This window comes from Streptomyces cyaneofuscatus, assembly GCF_042718795.1.
Lineage (GTDB): Bacteria > Actinomycetota > Actinomycetes > Streptomycetales > Streptomycetaceae > Streptomyces > Streptomyces cyaneofuscatus_A.
Map to the genome: position 1 here is coordinate 49,362 of NZ_JBHXOX010000008.1, position 17,377 is coordinate 66,738.

Annotated in this window: 13 protein-coding genes and 3 pseudogenes; 7 read left to right on the forward strand and 9 right to left on the reverse strand. The window is 71.1% G+C overall.

Annotated features, from left to right (window positions below):
* Positions 1 to 123 precede the first annotated feature (123 nt).
* Complete coding sequence (locus ACFWRT_RS10485) at positions 124 to 5,163, forward strand: hypothetical protein (RefSeq protein ID WP_380950719.1); 5,040 nt, start codon at positions 124 to 126, stop codon at positions 5,161 to 5,163.
* Between the two features lie 21 nt (positions 5,164 to 5,184).
* Here ACFWRT_RS10485 and ACFWRT_RS10490 read toward each other — a convergent pair whose 3' ends face one another.
* Together ACFWRT_RS10490 and ACFWRT_RS10495 are read right to left on the reverse strand one after the other, a co-directional pair.
* Positions 5,185 to 5,694: a hypothetical protein gene (locus tag ACFWRT_RS10490; protein ID WP_380950655.1), complete on the reverse strand. Its 510-nt coding sequence runs from the start codon at positions 5,692 to 5,694 to the stop codon at positions 5,185 to 5,187.
* Positions 5,695 to 6,051: 357 nt separating this feature from the next.
* A pseudogene (locus ACFWRT_RS10495) lies at positions 6,052 to 6,404 on the reverse strand (nuclear transport factor 2 family protein).
* Positions 6,405 to 6,710: 306 nt separating this feature from the next.
* Here ACFWRT_RS10495 and ACFWRT_RS10500 point away from each other — a divergent pair.
* Positions 6,711 to 7,043 (forward strand): NUDIX hydrolase, encoded by a 333-nt coding sequence (locus ACFWRT_RS10500; RefSeq protein WP_380950654.1) that lies wholly within the window; start codon positions 6,711 to 6,713, stop codon positions 7,041 to 7,043.
* Here ACFWRT_RS10500 and ACFWRT_RS10505 read toward each other — a convergent pair.
* Positions 7,038 to 7,361 carry a hypothetical protein gene (locus ACFWRT_RS10505; protein WP_380950653.1) on the reverse strand — a complete coding sequence of 108 codons (324 nt, stop codon included), beginning with the start codon at positions 7,359 to 7,361 and terminating at the stop codon, positions 7,038 to 7,040. The two genes, ACFWRT_RS10500 and ACFWRT_RS10505, sit on opposite strands and share 6 nt — an antisense overlap.
* Positions 7,362 to 7,677: 316 nt before the next feature.
* Between ACFWRT_RS10505 and ACFWRT_RS10510 the strand changes: the two genes are divergently transcribed.
* Complete coding sequence (locus tag ACFWRT_RS10510) at positions 7,678 to 8,589, forward strand: MerR family transcriptional regulator (RefSeq protein WP_380950652.1); 912 nt, start codon at positions 7,678 to 7,680, stop codon at positions 8,587 to 8,589.
* Positions 8,590 to 8,760: 171 nt separating this feature from the next.
* Positions 8,761 to 9,771: a quinone oxidoreductase family protein gene (locus tag ACFWRT_RS10515; RefSeq protein ID WP_380950651.1), complete on the forward strand. Its 1,011-nt coding sequence runs from the start codon at positions 8,761 to 8,763 to the stop codon at positions 9,769 to 9,771.
* A 179-nt stretch (positions 9,772 to 9,950) separates the two neighbouring features.
* Here ACFWRT_RS10515 and ACFWRT_RS10520 read toward each other — a convergent pair whose 3' ends face one another.
* Complete coding sequence (locus tag ACFWRT_RS10520; RefSeq protein WP_380950718.1) at positions 9,951 to 11,069, reverse strand: MarR family transcriptional regulator; 1,119 nt, start codon at positions 11,067 to 11,069, stop codon at positions 9,951 to 9,953.
* A gap of 444 nt (positions 11,070 to 11,513) precedes the next feature.
* Positions 11,514 to 11,732 (reverse strand): NUDIX hydrolase, encoded by a 219-nt coding sequence (locus tag ACFWRT_RS10525; protein ID WP_380950649.1) that lies wholly within the window; start codon positions 11,730 to 11,732, stop codon positions 11,514 to 11,516.
* A gap of 473 nt (positions 11,733 to 12,205) precedes the next feature.
* Here ACFWRT_RS10525 and ACFWRT_RS10530 point away from each other — a divergent pair, with 473 nt between their 5' ends.
* The gene (locus tag ACFWRT_RS10530) at positions 12,206 to 12,769 is read left to right on the forward strand and encodes a DUF2087 domain-containing protein (protein ID WP_380950717.1); all 564 of its coding nucleotides are present in this window, start codon (positions 12,206 to 12,208) and stop codon (positions 12,767 to 12,769) included.
* Positions 12,770 to 12,784: 15 nt separating this feature from the next.
* Positions 12,785 to 14,242, forward strand: a pseudogene (locus ACFWRT_RS10535) (leucyl aminopeptidase family protein).
* Between the two features lie 177 nt (positions 14,243 to 14,419).
* Here the strand turns inward: ACFWRT_RS10535 and ACFWRT_RS10540 are convergent.
* A complete protein-coding gene (locus ACFWRT_RS10540; RefSeq protein ID WP_380950720.1) occupies positions 14,420 to 14,716 on the reverse strand; it encodes a hypothetical protein in 297 nt (98 codons plus the stop codon).
* 4 nt (positions 14,717 to 14,720) lie between these two features.
* On the opposite strand from ACFWRT_RS10540, the gene ACFWRT_RS10545 reads away from it, so the two are divergent.
* A complete protein-coding gene (locus ACFWRT_RS10545) occupies positions 14,721 to 15,029 on the forward strand; it encodes an MBL fold metallo-hydrolase (RefSeq protein ID WP_380950648.1) in 309 nt (102 codons plus the stop codon).
* A gap of 182 nt (positions 15,030 to 15,211) precedes the next feature.
* Here the strand turns inward: ACFWRT_RS10545 and ACFWRT_RS10550 are convergent, their stop codons facing one another.
* The 3 genes and pseudogenes from ACFWRT_RS10550 to ACFWRT_RS10555 form a co-directional block, all read right to left on the reverse strand.
* Positions 15,212 to 16,612, reverse strand: coding sequence for a cytochrome P450 (locus ACFWRT_RS10550; protein ID WP_380950647.1), 1,401 nt, complete (start codon positions 16,610 to 16,612; stop codon positions 15,212 to 15,214).
* 272 nt (positions 16,613 to 16,884) lie between these two features.
* Positions 16,885 to 16,998: pseudogene (locus tag ACFWRT_RS37620) on the reverse strand (SCO4225 family membrane protein); the annotation flags it as partial.
* A 46-nt stretch (positions 16,999 to 17,044) separates the two neighbouring features.
* On the reverse strand, positions 17,045 to 17,302 hold the full coding sequence (locus tag ACFWRT_RS10555) for a hypothetical protein (protein WP_380950645.1): 258 nt from the start codon (positions 17,300 to 17,302) through the stop codon (positions 17,045 to 17,047).
* Between the last annotated feature and the right edge of the window lie 75 nt (positions 17,303 to 17,377).

Here is a 17,377-nt window from a genome sequence, read left to right on the forward strand (position 1 = left end):
AGCGCGAGTGCGCGTGCGAGTGCGCGGGGCGTGTCCGAGGAAGCCGGGGAGGCGGCCCGGATGACGCGCCGCGACCCGGCCGGTCCTGGCGTCCTCAGCGGCGGCCCCGGCAGCCTCCGGGCCATGCAGCAGACGCTGGGCAACGAGGCCACGACGCGGGCGGTGCGCCGCGGGAAGCGCCCCGTGAACCGGCCCCCCGCCATCGACGAGCGCGCCGAACAGGGCCTCGTCCTGCCCCCGTACCTGGTGGACCTGGAGGCGGGCGGGCTCTCCACGGCGTACGGGCTGACCGGGCAGGAGTTCGTGGGCAGCGCGATCGCGGCCGTCGTGGGGCACGGAGGCGGCACGGTGGCCGCCATCTCCGCCGAACTGGCCGGGCGGCCCGAGTCGTTCTTCGGCCAGGGCCGCGCGTTCTCGGTGGAGGGCGCGGAGGAAGGGCAGGGCGGCGGCAACGGGTTCGACGTCACCGTGAGCATCGAACCCGCGCCCGACGACCGGCCGCCCACGTTCCACCCCACCGCCACCCTCGCGAGCGCCCCGCCGGACCCCGGTGGGGCACCGCTCGCCGCGGTGGACGACGCGGAGGGCAAGGAGACCAAGGTCGACGTCCAGCACAACAGCGTCGCCAGCAGCGGCAGTTCGGTCGGCAACTCCGCCAGCACGGGCGCGGGCGGTACCGCGTTCGGGCTGGCCCCGGTCGTCCCGGGGCTGTGGCTGGGCGCCGCGGCGACGGGGAGCGTACAGCCCTGGCAGTCCTCGCGGGACTCCCGTTCCCAGCGCGGGGTGGCCGAACCGCGGGTGCTGCGGAGCGACACGGGTTCGGTGGAGGTGGAGCGCCGGGTGGTGTACGTCGTACGGATCCGGCCGCAGGCGGGCCGGGGTGCGCACCTTTTCCAGGGCAAGGGGAGGCTCGCCCAGCGGGTGCCCACGGAGCACTTGATCCCGGCGGGCACCGGGGCGCCGGACCGGCCGCAGCCGGTGGACGCCGAGCTCGCGAAGCGGGTCTCCCTGGCCGACTCGCTGGCCCCGGTCGCCGTCTCCGACACCGCCGCACCGCACCGGGGCGGCGGCGGCCTGTTCGACGCGGTCGCCTCCGTCCTGCACCCTTCACTCACCGCGCCCGGAGCCCCCGGCCGCTCCCGGCTGTACGAGGCGACGGCCACCCCGACCGTGCTGGAGGACCTGCCCCGGCTGCTGGGCAGCGGGGTCACCGGGGACGACCTGTACTCCAAGGACGGGAGCAGCGGCGGCAGTTACCGGATGCGCGCCGCCGTCACCGGCCTCGCCCCCGCCTGGGCGGCCGGGAAGACCCAGCTCCGTACCCACCAGCAGGCGCAGCACACCAGGACCGAGACGGCGGGCAAGGGCCGCTCCCTCGCAGGCGGTATCGGCCCGGCGATCGGCTTCGGGGCCGCACCCAACGCTGCGGTGGTACGAGGCACCGCGATGCCGGTGGCAGCGGCCCGCAAGGCCCGGTTCAGCGTGAACGAGCAGACCGTCTCCAGCCGGCAGGGCGCGGAGGTGCGGGGCGAGAAGGTGCTGTACGTCGGGACGGTGCAGTTCACCGTGGAGGGCACGGGCCCCCGGACGGCCCGGATGATCCTGCGGCCGGAGGCACGGGTCGCCACCCACGCGATGCGGGTGTGGATCAGTCTGCGGGCTGACGAGGCACAGGAGTTGGGACTGCCGCTGCCGGAGGGGGTGACGGCGGACGAGTTCGTGAAGAGGCCGGCGGGATCCTCGGCTACGGCTACGGCTACGGCTACGACATCGACATCGACATCGGCATCGGCATCGGCACCGACATCGGGATCGGCTCCGGCTTCGGCTCCGGCCTCGGACGAGCGGCATCTGCCCTTCGGCGCGATGGGATCGAGTGTCACGCTCGGCCGGATCGACGCCGAGCCCATGCTGCGGGCCGTACAGAACATGTTCGCCACCGATGCCCGGCTGGCCGGTTACCTCCCCGCCTTCGGTACGACACGGCCGCCGGCCGACACCAGCCGGGAGGAGGAAGAGGCGCAGCGTGCCAACTACCGCGAGCTGATGGCCGCCCTTTCCGAGGCCAACTTGCGCGCGAACAAGGACGAGTTGCTGTCCACGGGTATCCGGGTCCGGCTGCGCCGCAAGACCACGATGCACTCCCACGACGTACAGCTGCGGGTCCACGGCGTCCTGGGCGTGACGAGCCATCTCGGCGACATCGACGACTGGCTGGTGCGCAGCCACTCGGGAGTCGCGGCCAACGCACAGAGCGGGCGCAGCAGTTCACGTTCCATCGGCGGGATGGTGCTGGCCCAGGCCCGGCTGGTACCGGGTGCGCTCACCGCCTCGGCCCGCTACGACCGGCAGTCCAGCGGCACCCGCCGCAACCAGGCCGGACCCACCACCCGTACCGATGTCCTCACCAACGGATCGGAGAAGGCGAGCGCGTTCGGGGCGGCGCTGAACCTGAACGTGGACGTCACGATGACCTCGCGGAAACGCAAGATGGCCCGTGCGGTGACCCCGGGTGCCCCCGGCCGGGACGCGGCGGAGGCCCGGGCACTGGCCAGCCTGAGCATCGGCGCACAGGACGTACGCCTGCTCACACCGTCCGAGTTCACCGTCGACACGGCGGAGAAGGCACGGCTGGACGCGGGCGGCGGGCAGGCGCCCGGCCCGGTGCAGCCGGTCGCGGCGTCCGGCATCGGCGATCTGTCCGGCCTGGCCCCGACCCCGGCGACCGGGCAGCTGGTACGGGACTGGCAGCTGGTGGAGACCGTGGGCGACGGGCAACCGGTCCGTGACCTCGCCCTGTCACTGCTGTCCCGGGCCGCCGCCCGAGGCCAGGCGGGATGGGAGGACGCGGCGCTGTCCACGGAGGGGCTGGCGCCCCGGCTGGCGGTCGAGGAGCGGTTCAGCCCGCGGGCGATCACCGCCTCGCTGCGGCAGGCCGCGTCGTCGGGGTGGGTGGTGAAGAACCTGCGCTACCCACGCCGGCTGGCCGCGCTGAACGGCGCGGTGGGCACCCGGCTGGCGCTGGCCGCCCCGCAGTTGGTGCACGAGACGGCGGGGCCGGGTACCGAGACGTTCGTGCTGGGCGGCCACCAGGCGGGCGGACAGCAGGGGACGGGCACCAGCAGTGCGGTGACGGTCGGGGGCACCCTCGTGCAGAACGGCACCGACTGGCGGATGGGCGAAGGCCTTTCGGGGTACGGGGCGTCGAGTACGGGCGACACCGAGGCCGCCACCGTCTCGGGGACCGTGGAGCGCAACGCGCACACGCCGAAGAAGGCGCCGCTGTATCTCGTCCGGTGCGATCTGCTCGTCACGATGGTCGCGGAGGTCAAGGTGACGGGCGGTGGCCCGTACGTGGCCAACGCGGCGCGTACCCTGCCGGGTGCGGCGGCGGTGTGGCTCACAGCGGAGCAGTTGCAGGCGGCGGGGGTGACCCTGCCCGCGTCGGCACGTAAGGCGCTGAAGCTGGACGGGGGCTCGCGGCCGGCCGAGGGCCTGGATCGTACGGCTACGGCTACGGCTACAGCCCCGGCCACGGATACGGATACGGGGGCATCGACGGGTGGACCGGCGCGGCCGAGGCCGACCCTGGCCCGCGACCTGCCTCTGGGCTTCGGCATGATCGAGGACCTGCCGGACTTCGTCCCCCTGCTGGACGGACTGCGCGGCAACCTCGCGCTCACCGGTCAACAGGACGTGGCGGACGATCTCCTGCCGCGCCGGCAACTACGGGACCGCAACGACAACGTGCAGCGCCTGCTGCGGGTCCTGGACCGGGACGGCTCGACCGGTCTGCTGGCGAGCGCGATGGACGGCGGGGTCACGGTGGAACTGCTGGACGGCCGCAGAACGCCGTACTGGGCGGTGTTCAAGGTGGACAGGGTCGGCGAGGGGGTCTGGGACAGGGAGGCGGACGACGGCCGGGACATGGAGTACATCACCTCGGCCGCCGCCCAGCAGGCCACCTCCCACGATGAGGGGACGACCACCGGCGTGGAGGGCATCCTCGCGGCCTCCGGCAAACCGGACGGCGGGGCGGGCCAGCTCAAGAGCGTCGGAGGGGCGGGCGGACTCGGTGTGGCCTCAGGCTCGGGACGCCGCAGGGGCGGTGCGGCACGCGGCCAGTTGGGCATGAAGACGGTGGCGGAGGCGAAGACGGCCAAGGCGGTGAAGATGCGGGTGCCGATCGTGGCGAGCCTCGAACTCCACCGTGGCGACCGCCGGGTGGCCCTGGCCGGATCGGGCCGGACGGCGCTGACCCACCGGATCCTGGAGAGCGACCTCACGGCACTACGCCGGGTGAGCACCCCACGCCGCGCTCCACGCCCGCCCCGGGGCACCCCGGACACCGGCACGGCGGGCCTCGGTGCCTGGCGGTCCGACGGCGTCCCGCTCCCGATGGAGGCCCAGGTGAACGGCCTCCAGGGTGCTCCACGCGTACGGGAGTTGGTGTCGACAGCGATCAGGGCGGCGGGCGGCAACGACCGCTTCCGCCGGAAGGGCCAGGCCGCCGCGTACACCCTGGGCGAGGCGGTCTCCACCGAGTGGCTGATCGCGGCCCTGCCCCTGCTCACCAACGCCGGCGCGGAGCTGCCCCCGGTGCACGCGAGCGGGGCGTCTGGCCAGGACCTGCAAGCCTCGGTGCACGCACGCCTGCGGGCGGGCCGGGTCCTGGGCACCGGGGACAAGATGACGTTCGAGACGGCAGCCCAGAGCGACCTGGGCGCGCCCCGCCCCACCCAGACGGACGGCCAGAGCTCGGCCGAACAGAGCAGACAGGCGCGCGGCCTGGTGGGCGCCGGCGTCCTGAACGCCGACGAGTTCCGCCTCAACCAGTTGATGGGCAACACGGACGGCTCGGGCTCGGCCACCGGCGCGTCGGCACACGGAGCGGGCTCGATGCCCCTGCACAAGCCGAAGTTCGCCTCGGTCCTGGTCCAATTCACCCTGGATGTGAGGGTGGTGGCCCGCGTAACAGACCGCGTACGCACATCCAACACCCAGGTGGCGGAACGCGACCTGACGCTCCCGACCCCGGTGGTGATCCGCATGCCGCTCCCGGTGGCGGGCCGCCTGCTGGCCGCGCACCCGAGGGAGATCGCGGACCCGCACGACCGTCTGGGCCTGCGGACGCCGGCGGTACCGCCGCCGACGGGCCCCTGAAGGACGACGGTACGGATGCCGCTAATCCCCCTGAGCGGAGAAGCCTTCCGTAGAAACCAGCCCCCTGACCGGGTCGGCACGGAAGGAGGCGACCCAGGCCACGGGTTCGCAGTTCGGCCCGTTGGGCCGTTCCTCGGTCAGTTGGGCCTGCGCGGTGTCCATGACCACGCTGTCGCCCTTCACCGGAGTCACGGTCAGCTCGACCGCCACCTTCTTCGCCCCGACGTCATGCGGAAGCCGCACCGAGGCCAGCCCCATCGGCACACTCGGATCACCGGACGCACGCTCTTCGCAGGAGCCATCCACACAGACCCGAAGGGTCGCCCCTCCGGACCCCTGGAAGTCGGCCGGCCGCCAGACGACGGAGACGCCCGAGTCCATGTCGGCGAGCGTGCATGCGCTGCTCGCCTCGCCCATGCACCCGGCCACCGAGACGACGCTGACGAGGGAAAGAAGAACACGGCACACGCCGCCGCGCCGCCTGGGCAAGCGCGATATGCCCGAAGACGGCACGCCGGACCGCACCTCCACCGCCCTCACCCCCGAAGACGAAGTCCTACGCATCAGCCCTGCCCTTCCCACCCAGCCCACAGCCACCCCGACCCACGACCCCTGACGCCCACACAGTCCCGCCCGCCGCCCGGACCATCTTCCGGGTGATGAGTGTCTCCCGGCTGTAGTCACTGTGTACGGGGAGGTGCGGGCGCTGCCACTTGGACGCCGCCGGGCGCGGCGATACGACGCCTGGGGAACACCCCCGCACGCGCGGGGACCACGGTTCGCGACCTGCGGGTTTACGTGGCCGCTGGGCTGTTTTTACTCACTTCTCGAGAAACAGATATATCCCCCCGGGGTGACGCGATCGACCTCCGTTGGAAGCCGTGCATCTCAGCACTCATTCTGCCCCTCACCAGCCGGGACAGGCGTCGCCTGGTGGTAGTACATCCGCCACGGCGTTTCCCCGTCCTTCTTGCGCCACAGCGAGCTCCGGCGGGCCCGGTTGCCGCCGAAAACCGTCTCGTAGGTCAGATGCACCAGGCCGGGCGCCAGTACGACTCCGGTCATGCCAGACGGCTCAATGCGCGGGCCGTCCGCATCTACGCCGCTCATCTCAGAAGCGCGGCAAGCATCTCCTCGTACATCCATCGCCGCCCCGATGCTCCGACCTCGATGAACTCCGGATCGAGCAGCCGCTCGGCGAGTGACCGTGACGCACGTACGTCGGGATCCAGCAGCTGCAACTCGCCGGCGACAGCCGCGCCAACGTCGGTCGTCTCTACTTCATCCCGTCATTCTGTCGAAAGGAGGCCGTCAACGAGGTCCCTGATCGCTTCGCGGCCGGCCTGCGTAAGGATTCGACTCAGGCTCACACGGCACGGCGTCCGGAGTCCGACTGTTGCGAAGCCGGTCATGTCCGAAGCAAAGAGATCGGCAGCAACGGCCGCTCCCTGCCGCATGATCGACCGATCAGCTCCGAAGGCACGCTGAGATGCCGACCAACACGACCCAGGCCTGGATCGACTCTATGGCCACCGCATAGCGTCAGAATGGTGGAAACAACACACCGGCCCGCCGAGGAAACCGGACTCGATCCGGCTGCGGTGCTTGATCAGCCCGTGCCGGTCGACCGTGATGTTCAGTGGAACGGCAAGCGGTACATCGGCACGGAGCACTTCTTCGTCGCGCGGTTCGCCGACGAGCAACCATCGCTGGTGAGGACCGGCCTGCTCCCCGATGAGCAGGTCAACTTGGACACGTACGTCTGGATCGAGTGGTCGGATCTGAGCTCGCTGGCAGACCCGGTCGAGCCACCACAGTTGCTGGCCGTGCTCGGCGCCCTGCTGCCGGACGGACCGTGGCGTGACCGGGATCGGTCATGAGGGATCGGTGAAGGAGATCGGCTTGCCGGTAGCGCGGGCGTAGGCGATCTCCCTGCTCGTGGACTCGCCGATATACCCGCCCGGGTTCACGACCAGAACCCGGTCTGCCAGGTCGATCTTGCTCAGGTGGAGTGCATCCAGCGCGGTCTTCTGCTCGTCGGTGATCGACTCGCCTGCTTCGCGATCCTCGGCCCGCACGAAGACGCCTGGCGCGACGACAATGACACCCGCGAAGGTCAGATCGCGGTTGGCCGCGCTCATCTCGTCCACGAACCGGGTGGAGCCGCAGATGCAGACGATCTCAGGTCGGTCGGGCACAGCTCAGTCCTTCGGGGTCGGACGGGAAACCGTCAGCGAGCGCAGAGCCATCACAGACGGGCAGACGAGCCAACAGGCTAAGCAGCCTGTCCGCCCTTCTTCGACCACGAGCGACAACAAGGCCCGGCACGCAGGCAAATACGGGATCGGCTGTCTCAAGCAGCACCGGGCTGTGGTGGCGCGGTTCGACAGACGTGAGGTCCGGTTCGAAGCGACGGTTCAGGCCTCGGAGCGGCAGGTATGGAGTTGCACCTCCCGCAGCGGTATGTGGTCCGGTGGACTGACAGCCCGATGCCCCAAGAGAAGGCCCCTGCTCATGCATCCGTCTTTCATGCCACCCCGTCAGGTCAAGATCGGCGACGCGGCGGCCTTCGCCGGCAGCACGCCACGGGCCATTCGCCACTACCACGAGATCGGCCTGCTCCCCGAGCCCGAGCGGGGCGGCGATGACCGCCGCCGCTACGGGTACGAGGACATGATCCGCTTGCTGTGGATTCGCAAGATGGCCGACGCCGGGATCGCCCTGGACGATATCCGTGACGCGTTTACCACTGGCACGGTCTCCGTCGGTACGGACGACGGAGAAGATATCGCGGGCATCCTGGAGCGGTTGGAGCGATCCCTCGCCGAGCAGGAGGCGGAGTTGCGGCGGCAACGAGCGGCCGTGCAGCGCATGCGAGCCGAGGGCAGCCGGATGGGCCTGCTCTCCGACTTCGTCACCGAACGCCTCAAGAACCTGCCCGAGGGCTCCCTGCGTCAGGCGGACCTGGACACTCTGCTGGTCACCGAGCGGATCTTCGGCCCGCTCGGCGCGGCCGTCCAGGCCGGCCGCTTCGTCGCTCTGGCCACGCATCCGGCCCTGCGGGAGGACTCCGACCGTATCGATGGCGCGGAGGAGGCGCTCGACGACAGCGTGGCCGTCGAAGACCCACGGGTGGCTGAAGTGGCCGTCGAGCGCGTTGCCTTCGAGAAAGCCCTGCAGGCCGTCATGGAGAAGTCCGGACAGGAGAAGGAAGATGATGCCCTCTTCGACGCCTGGGACGTGTTGTACCCGGATGGCGCCGATGACGGTGAGGACGAGGGCAACCTCGGCTCCGGCGGGCGGGAGGCTGACTCCGTGAGCGCGTTCCAAGCCATCGGCAAGATGCCCTACGACTTCTCCCCAGCGCGCCTGCGCTGTAGGGAACTGGCGGAAGAGCTGTCAGCCCAGGACTCCCCCGCTACCTGAAGAGCGGCCCGACCAGGATCCGGGCCATCGGCCTGGTCCGGGAGCGCGGCCGGCAGAACGCCGAATCCAACCCTGGCACGCACTCCGGCGGGGGCGGCGGGCTGGTCTGCTTGCCGGGAATCGGTTCGCCATCAACGGGGTTGGTGGGGGAAGAACCGATATGGGAGGGTCATGCGAGCGATTCAGGTGTACGAAGTGGGCGGTCCCGAGGTGCTGCGGGAGGCCGAGGTGGACCAGCCGCGGCCGGGTCCGGGCGAGGCGATCGTGGAGGTCGCCGCATCCGGGGTCAACTTCCTCGACGTCTACCACCGCGAAGGCCGGTACAGCCTCCCGCTGCCCTTCACCCCGGGCACTGAGGGCGCCGGCACAGTCGTGGAAGTGGGACCCGGCGTCGCTGACGTCGCAGTCGGGGACCGGGTCGGTTGGGTGGAGATCCCCGGCACGTATGCCGAGCGGGCCGTCGTGGATTCCTCCCGGCTGGTTCCGCTGCCCGACGATATCGGCTTCGAGACAGCCGCCGCCGTGCTCCTCCAAGGCATGACTGCGCACTATCTCGTCAAGGACGCCTACCCGGTTCAGGGGGGCGACATGGTGCTCGTGCATGCGGCTGCTGGGGGCATGGGGCTGCTTCTGACCCAGCTCATCACTCATCTCGGCGGCAGGGTGATCGGCACGACGTCGACCACGGCGAAGGCCGAACTGGCGAAGCGTGCCGGGGCCGCGGAGGTGATCCTTTCCTCTGCAGTCGACGATCTCGCAGCCGAGGTGCGGCGGCTCAACGGCGGTCAGGGACTGCCGGTTGTCTTCGACGGCGTCGGCGCGCACACCTTCGATGCGAGCCTCGCCAGCCTGCGAACCCGCGGCCATCTCGTGCTCTTCGGCGCGGCAAGTGGTGCCGTGCCGCCGTTTGATCCGATTCGGCTCGCTCACGGTGGTTCGCTGACCCTGATCCGGCCCAGCCTCGGGGACTTCATCGCCGATCGGTCCGAACTGCTCCGACGGGCCGCTGATGTGTTCGAGTGGGTACGCTCCAAGGCGCTTGAGGTCACCGTAACGGGCCGCTACGCATTGTCCGAGGCGGCCCAGGCGCACAGCGATCTGGAGGCTCGGCGTACCACCGGCAAGCTGCTCGTCGTACCCGCTGCGGCCGCTGTTGGACGCCGCGAGGACACGCAGAGCTGATCGCGGGTGACGAGGTCGGGGACCTTGGAGACTGAGATGTCGAGGGCATGGCCGAACGTCATCGCCAAGATCCCCGACAGCGTCAGCTACTCATTCGTAAGCGTGCAAGCGTTGTGGTCCCCTTGCCTGCACTCTGACGGCTGACGGAGAGGGATGAGTTGAATCGCCGTTCGTCGGCCTCAGGCGGTTTTGAGCAGGCTACGGAGGTCGGTCATGCGGGCCTTGATGTCGGCGGCCTCGGTGGGGTCGATCAGGGCCTGGTCAGCTTCGGGTTGGTGGGTGGTGCGGCAGGGGCGGCAGAGGCCGTCGGGGAGGGCTTCTGGTTGGCCGGGGCGGCCGCAGTCGGTGCATTCGATGAGGATGCGGCGGGCTGGGGCGGTGCCGGGGGTGGTGCTGTCTGTGGTGGGGATGCGGGGTGGGATCTTGTCGGTGAGGCGTTTGCGGATGAAGCCGAGGGGGCTGTCGACCTGGGCGGGGAGTCCTGCGGTGAGGGCGCTGATCAGGTAGTCCACGCCGACGCCTCGGGCGAGCCACTCCGCCGCCTGCGGTTCCAGTGCTGCGCAGTCGCCGGCGGAGAGGGGAAGGCGGCGGTCCACGTGGCCGAGCCGGGCCAGGGCGAGGTAGGCGGGAGAAGGGTCGGCGTCGGAGTACGGAGGCGTTGCCGTGGCCGTGTCCGGGGCTGGGGCCACGTCCGGGGCGGAGGACGTGTCCGGCGCTTGGGCCGGGATGCGTTGTTGCGGTACGGAGGTGGCTTCGGGGCCCTGTCCCGGACCGGGGTCCTCCGGGACGGGGAACGGCTCCTCGTCCCGGACCCACGGCGGCGGCTCCTCCTCCGGGACGGGCGGGGGCTCCTCGTCCGGGATCCAGGGCGGCGGTTCCTCGTCCGGGACCCAGGGCGGCGGCGGAGTCGCGTCCGCCGCCGGGGCATCCGGTGCGGGGCTCACGGCGCGGGTGGCCTTCTCGGTGGTGAGGTGGGTGGTCCACCACTCGTTGTCGCGTGCGGCACGCGACCAGAAGGTGCGGAAGACCCACCGCATCTCGTCGCCGACGCCGACCGCGCACCGTACGCGCCGCAGGTGCCCAGCAACCGACAGGGCGGTCAGGGCGCTGCTGATGGCCTGCTGCCCGTAGAGCGGGAGCTGCTTGGCCAGCTCCTTCACGCTCATCGCCGCACCCTCGGGGAGACAGTCGACGAAAGCGGCAACGTACCGCTCACGCACCGGCAGAAAGCTGAAGTCGCTTGGCATGCGGGGAGGTTGGCCGGACGCAGAGCGTTTTCCGTAGCCGGGCTTCGCCATCGGGTACGCGGCGGAGCGTGCGGGGGCAGGCAGGGCAGAGCTAGTGTGCTGAGTAGCCACGGGATCGCCTTTCACGTGATCGATCTTGCGGTCAGACCCCGACCTGGTGCTCTAACACCGTGTCGGGGTCGATTGGTTCTCGAACCGTAAGCACTCGTGACGCTCCGCCGCAAGCTGTCACGATTAGTCATACTTGCTCATCGTGACAGGTCAGGGAGGTAGGGGAGGTTTCCCCAACCCCCATACATTGCCCGCCGGTTAAAGAAGCCGCTCGAACCTCGAAGCTCGCATCCCGACGCCCGAGTCCCGGGACCCGAGCTTCGGGCCAGGACCCCGCCCACGGCACCCCCGGAAGAGTGAACGCACCGACCCCGAAGCTCGGGTCTCGGGCATCGAGTGCGGCTGGTCATCGTGCTCTGGAGTGAGCGCCACAACCGACCCGACTCACCAGTTGGCAGCGCCGTCGTGGACGTACATCGGCCGTCCGTCCTCCAGAGCCTTCACTGCGGCATCGAGCCGTCGCCGCATGCGCTCGCTGACCAGATCGCGGGCCTCCCCAAGCGGAACGAAGCATGCCTCTGAGAGTTCTTGGTCATGAGGTCGCAGCGCTTCGTCGTCGTAGAGAGTGCCGCCGTTGAGAGGGTCGGCGGGTGTCGGACTCACTTAGGCATGCCTCCCCCGGGTGGGATGCTGTCGGCCAGCAACAACATTCTTGCCCGTCGCGCGTCGTCGAATCGCTCCAGGTACTGGCGGACTGGTGGGTGTTGCTCGCGGCGACATGAGCGGCCAGTGGAAGATCGCCCGAGGCGCGTGCCAACAGGAGCGCTCTGGTGAGCTGACTCAGTCGCCCACCGGCGACCCGTCATCCCCAGGGCGGATCGTCCGGATCGGTGCTCGCCCGCCCGGGTGTGGCCTTGTCACTGGGGCCGGTCAACAGGCTCGGGGACCCGCCGGCGGCGGACTGGCCGGAAACATCCGAAAGCGCGCGATAGACACCTTGCCGGAGGCCGCCGGGACGGCATAGTCGTGGGGTCCCCAGCCGTACCGAGCCCATGCCGCACCCGAACGAGCCGGCGAACAGAGAGCAGAGTGAGCAGTTGAGCGCCACCGAGACCCCGCGACCCGCCTCCTCCGACATCGCCTCCGAGCGGGACGCCCCCGACGACGGGGCCGCCACCGGGACGCAGGAGCGCCCGCCATCCTGTCGCGACCTGGTCGGACTTCTCGCGCAGGAAGACCGCCGCTCGGCCTACGCGGCCCTCGTGCTGGGCGCCGTCACCGTGACCGAGGTGGCCGAGCGGACGGGGCTGCGGTCCACCGCCGCCGCGATGGCACTGCAGAAGTTGACCTACGGGCGGATCGCCTCTCATGACCCGGGCCGGGGCACCTACGGACTCATCGACGAAACCTTCCGGCTGGCGGTGCGCGAAGAGGTGCGGCTGACCGGCCGGGACGGAGGGGACGGCGCGGGCGCCTACTTCCGCAAGGGTCGCCTGGCCTCGATTCCCGGCAACGCGAGGATCCGCAACCGTGTGCTGACGGTGGTCGCCGAGTCCTTCGAGAAGGGCGTGACCTATGACGAGCCCAAGGTGAACGCCATCTGCGGCGGTTGGCTGGATGACTGGGTCAGCCTGCGCCGGGCGCTCGTCGACGAGGGGCTGCTGATCCGGGACAGCACCGCCCGCTACGCGCGGGCCTGAAGGAGCGACGACACCATGACCACCTTCCGCGCCGGAACGCCGGACGAGCACGCCGATGTGATCGTCCGGCCCTGGCACTCCGCCGCTGAAGCGAGCGCCTTCGTTCGTCGGCGCGGCTTCCTCGCCCGGCCTGGACAGGTGGTGGCCGAACCGGCCGAGGACGGTCGCGGTGTCCTCCTCAATGTCGGCCTGGGCCCCGCGGACGCGCTGACCCGGTCCGTCCTACGGGTGGCTGCGGCGGCCGCCACCCGGGCCGTCGGGCCCGCCCGGACCGTCCGCATGGACCTCGCGGTCCCGCCCGGGGCCCGTGTCGCCCCGGACGATCATGTCCAGGCCGTCACGGAAGGTGCCAGGCTGGCTCTCTACCGGTACGACGCCCATCGGTCCTCGCAGGGGGCGCCGCTCCCCGCCGAGTTCCGGATCACGGGCGCCGGCCCGGATGCCCTCGCGGAGGCACTGGCCGCGGCTGACGGCACCTGCCTGGCCCGGGACCTTGTCAACGCCCCGGCCTGCGAACTGACCCCGACCGTCTTCGCCGACCGGATCGCGGCGGCCGCCGGCCAAGCCGGGATGACTCACACCGTGTACAAGGAGGCCGAACTGGAACGGCTGGGGCTGGCGGGTCTGACCGCCGTCGGCCGGGGGTCGTCGGAGCCTCCGTGCAGCGTGGAATGCGTCTAAGAGCCCGACGGTCCGGCGGCGCTCACCGTCGCCCTGGTCGGCAAGGGGGTCACGTTCGACTCCGGCGGGCTGTCCCTCAAGCCCTCCGGTGAACTGCACACGATGAAGGCCGACATGGGCGGGGCCGCAGCCGTCGTCGGTGCCGTGATGGCCCTTCCCCGGCTGGGCCTGCCGCTCCGGGTCCGTGCCCACCTGCCCCTGGCCGAGAACATGCCGGACGGTGGGGCCCTGCGCGTGGGGGACGTGGTGCGGCACCGTGACGGCACCAGCACCGAGATCACGCACACCGACAACGAAGGACGCGTCCTTCTCGCCGACGTTCTGTCGCTGGCAAGCGAACCGGGCCACGCCGATGTGGTGATCGACGTGGCCACGCTCACCTCTGCGGCCGCCCATGCCCTGGGCACGCGGACGGGCGCGCTGCTCTCCGCCGACGACGCCTTGTCCGACCTCCTGGTCGAGGCCGGACAGCGAGCCGGTGAGTGCCTGTGGCGGCTCCCCCTGCTCGCGCACGAGCGACGGCACCTGCGCTCTGCCGTCGCCGACCGTGTCAACTGCTCACACCGCCGGGGGGACACTGTGCAGGCCGCCCTGTTCCTGGCCGACTTCGTCAACCCCGGCACACGCTGGGCGCACCTGGACGTCGCGGCACCGGTGTGGAACGACGAGCCGACGTACGGCGAGATCCCTCACGGGGCCACGGGATTCGGGGTACGGACCTTGCTGGAGACGCTACGGGCGCTCGCCGAACCCGGACACGGCGCCCGCCGACAGCAAGCGCTCGTCCGGTAGGTGCGGCTCCCCCAACGGCCCGCAGAACCATCACCCGAAGCTCCCCTGACGCGCCGGGCACAAGCCCGAGGTCAAAGCCCCCAAAGCTCGTCTCGGCCGCGTCAGGACCGGCGTTCGCCACACCTCAGCACGGCGGACGCCGCACGCGGAACACCCCGAAAGCGCGTCTCCCCCAGGTCAGGTGCTGGGGTTTCCGAACACGAACTCGCCGCCGTGCCGGGGCGGCCGCCCGCCCTTACGGTCGTCGACCCGCAGCGGCGTCGGCCGGCGCATCACCCGATCAACCATCCCCGCGGGCACGGAGAGCCGCGAGAACGCGAGCTGGACCGGGCCCTCGGTCAGCGTCGAGTGCAGCACGTCCACCCCGCCGGTGCGCAACCGGGGAAGACGTGTGGAGGCGAGCGACAGTACCGCGACAGTCCTGCGATTCTGTGCGCTGACAGATCGTCGGCTCTCGAAGGGCATCACCACCATGCACATGACCCGTCTCACCACCATCGTTCTGGCCGCTGCTCTCAGCTGCGCCGGTGTCCTCGCCGTCGGCCCCGCGGCCGGCGCTTCCGGACAGCTGGGATGCCAGTACAAAGTCCTGTGGCCGACGGCCGGTGTGTACGAGAACCCGAACCCGAACAGCGTGGTCGTCAAGACCAAGCACGCCGGTGACATAGTCGGCGCCTCGACCTGCGAGGGCGCCGCCCACAACGAGTACGGCTACGTTCTGGTCACCACCGACGCGGCGGCCGACGGGCGGGGCTGGATGCGTGACCAAGCAGTCGTTCAGATCTGACGCGCCCGCACAGCTCCGGGGTCGGGCCCGTTCGTCGGCCAAGGTCCGCGGGCAGCAGTCGCGCGAGCCGGGACCGAGCGTCGTGGGCGACGTGGTCGGCGTGCTGCTGGAGCCTGCCGCGGGGCCGTCCGAGGGGAGGGCGGCGCGGGGGAGCGTCCTGGTCGTCAGGGGCCGGCCCGCGCTCAGGGCCGGCGGGCGGGGTCGGCTTGCTCGCCGTGGGCCGGCCCAGGAGCGGGCGGGTGCGGCTCACGGGGTGCGGCCACCATGGTCAGGCCCTTGGGCATCGGGGTGAGTTCCAGGCTGACGCGGACGGTCCCGCCGGGCGGCGTCGTACGGAGCGTCCGCGAGCGGACCAGGGTCGCCAGCGCGACGGGCGTCAGGATCTCGGAGGCCGCGGCGCCCGGGCAGTAGCGTGGGCCGAGCCCGTAGGGGAGCAGGGCGGCGGGGGAGAGCTGGGGGTGGGCCTCGGGTGACCAGCGCAGGGGGTCGAACTCCTCGGGCCGCGCGTACCGGGCGGGGTCACGACGCAGCGCGCCCAGGGGCAGGGTCACCAGTGCTCCGGCGGGTACCGGCTGCTCGCCCACGTACGTCGCGTGGCGGGGGCGGCGTACCAGGAACGGGATGCCGTGGAGTCGCGTGACCTCCCTGACGAAGCCGGCGGTACGGGGCATCAGGTCGGGTCGGACCGCATCGGCCGGGGTGTCGGTGCCCAGGACGGCGTCGGCCTCGGCCCGGATGGCCGCCTGGTGGTCGGGGTGGCGGCCCAGCTCGTAGCAGGCCCACGCGAGTGTCGAGGCCGTGGCCTCGATGCCGGCGAACAGCAGCGCCCGCAGGTCGTGCAGCGCCGCGTCCGGCCGGTTGTCGGACGAGCGTTTGAGCAGGGAGACGACGTCGTTCCCGTCCGCGTCCGGCCGGTGGCGTACGTAGACCTCCCGGACGGCCTCGTTCAGCGTCGCCGAGGCACGGCGGAAGGCGCGGCCCCTCGGCGCGGGCACCCAGGGCCACGGCGACAGCGCGTACCTCCAGAACACCCCTGCGGACAGCACGGAACGTGCTCGTGCGAGCGCGGCCAGCGTGTCCGGGGAGATGCCGCTCTTCAGTACGGTCTCGATGACGAGTCCCGCCACGATGCGGCTCATCTCGACGGGGATGTCGACGGGGCGGTCGGCGGGCAGCCCGGCGAGCAGGCCCTCGGTACTGTCCCGTACGGACGGTCCCAGAGCCGTCAGACGGGGTGCCGCGAGCGCCGGTTTCATCAACGCGCGTCGGTCCCGGTGAGGCTGGCCCTCGGATCCGGAGAAGCCGTTCCCGGTGAAGTCCCGAAGGCACGGGTCCGCGCTCCACGCCTGGAAGATGTCCTCCCCGCAGCCGACTTTACGGATCAGCGACGGGTCGTTGACCTGGAAGGCGACCGCCGGCCCGGCCTTCGTCCTGGTGACGGGACCTGCCTGACCGAGGCGCACCGCGATGTTCGCCGGATCGAGCCAGAACCGCAGCGTACGGGAGTGCGCGACGGGCGGCTCCTCCCGAGGCTCTCCCCGCGACGCCGGGCATCCCCCGGGGCCGCCGCCCTCTTCGATCATGTTTCCCGAGCCTCCTGGGCTTTCACGGGCGTCGACCACCCATGTCTCTCGCCTCTCGCGACAACGAGCCGGACGAGGGCGGCGTTACGTGTGCTCGGTGCTCGGTGCTCGGTGCTCGGTGCTCGGTGGCCTGGCCGTGGGGCATGACGAGCGGCCGCCGACGCTTGGTGGACCCTCCTTCCACGCGCGGCGACCACCACGCCTTGCCGTTCCCGTCCAGGAGGTACAGGGGAACAGCCCCGCACGCGCGAGGGGCGATCCAGTTCCCGGGGTCAGGCGCTGCTGACGCCGGGCGCCGTGCCATGGGCGCGCCGCTCCGTGACGTGGCGGTACAGGGCACCGAGCGCGAAGGCCTGGACGACGGCACCGATCGGGATGCCTATCAGGTCCGTGAACCAACGTGCGGGACTTGGGCAGGCGTTGTTCCGCCCCTCATCCGCCCGACCGCAGAACACGCGCGATCTCGATGTCCTGCTGTAGCGCGCTCAGCCTGGGTGGCGTTCTCGTGGCGTCCAGGACCACGGTGTGCAGGCGGTCGCCCACCTGAGGGGCCGGTACGTCCGGGGACCGCCAAGAAGGGTGTTTGGCGACGTCGATGAAGGCGGGCGTGCCGTTCGCGTCGGCCTCGGAGCCGTAGGGCCTTACGGCCGTGATCGTGACGGCTGTCTCCTGGTGTGTCGTCAGGGGCATGCCGCCCATCCTCCTGCGTGGTGGCGCCAGGGGCGCCGGAGCCGGTCATTTCGTGATCATGTAACCGGGCTGTGA

Coding starts and splice junctions, on each gene's coding strand:
- ACFWRT_RS10485 (WP_380950719.1), top strand. CDS start 124: ATGCAGCAGACGCTGGGCAACGAGGCCACGACGCGGGCGGTGCGCCGC.
- ACFWRT_RS10500 (WP_380950654.1), top strand. CDS start 6,711: ATGGTGGAAACAACACACCGGCCCGCCGAGGAAACCGGACTCGATCCG.
- ACFWRT_RS10545 (WP_380950648.1), top strand. CDS start 14,721: ATGACCCGTCTCACCACCATCGTTCTGGCCGCTGCTCTCAGCTGCGCC.
- ACFWRT_RS10510 (WP_380950652.1), top strand. CDS start 7,678: ATGCATCCGTCTTTCATGCCACCCCGTCAGGTCAAGATCGGCGACGCG.
- ACFWRT_RS10540 (WP_380950720.1), bottom strand. CDS start 14,716: ATGGTGGTGATGCCCTTCGAGAGCCGACGATCTGTCAGCGCACAGAAT.
- ACFWRT_RS10515 (WP_380950651.1), top strand. CDS start 8,761: ATGCGAGCGATTCAGGTGTACGAAGTGGGCGGTCCCGAGGTGCTGCGG.
- ACFWRT_RS10520 (WP_380950718.1), bottom strand. CDS start 11,069: ATGGCGAAGCCCGGCTACGGAAAACGCTCTGCGTCCGGCCAACCTCCC.
- ACFWRT_RS10550 (WP_380950647.1), bottom strand. CDS start 16,612: ATGATCGAAGAGGGCGGCGGCCCCGGGGGATGCCCGGCGTCGCGGGGA.
- ACFWRT_RS10555 (WP_380950645.1), bottom strand. CDS start 17,302: ATGCCCCTGACGACACACCAGGAGACAGCCGTCACGATCACGGCCGTA.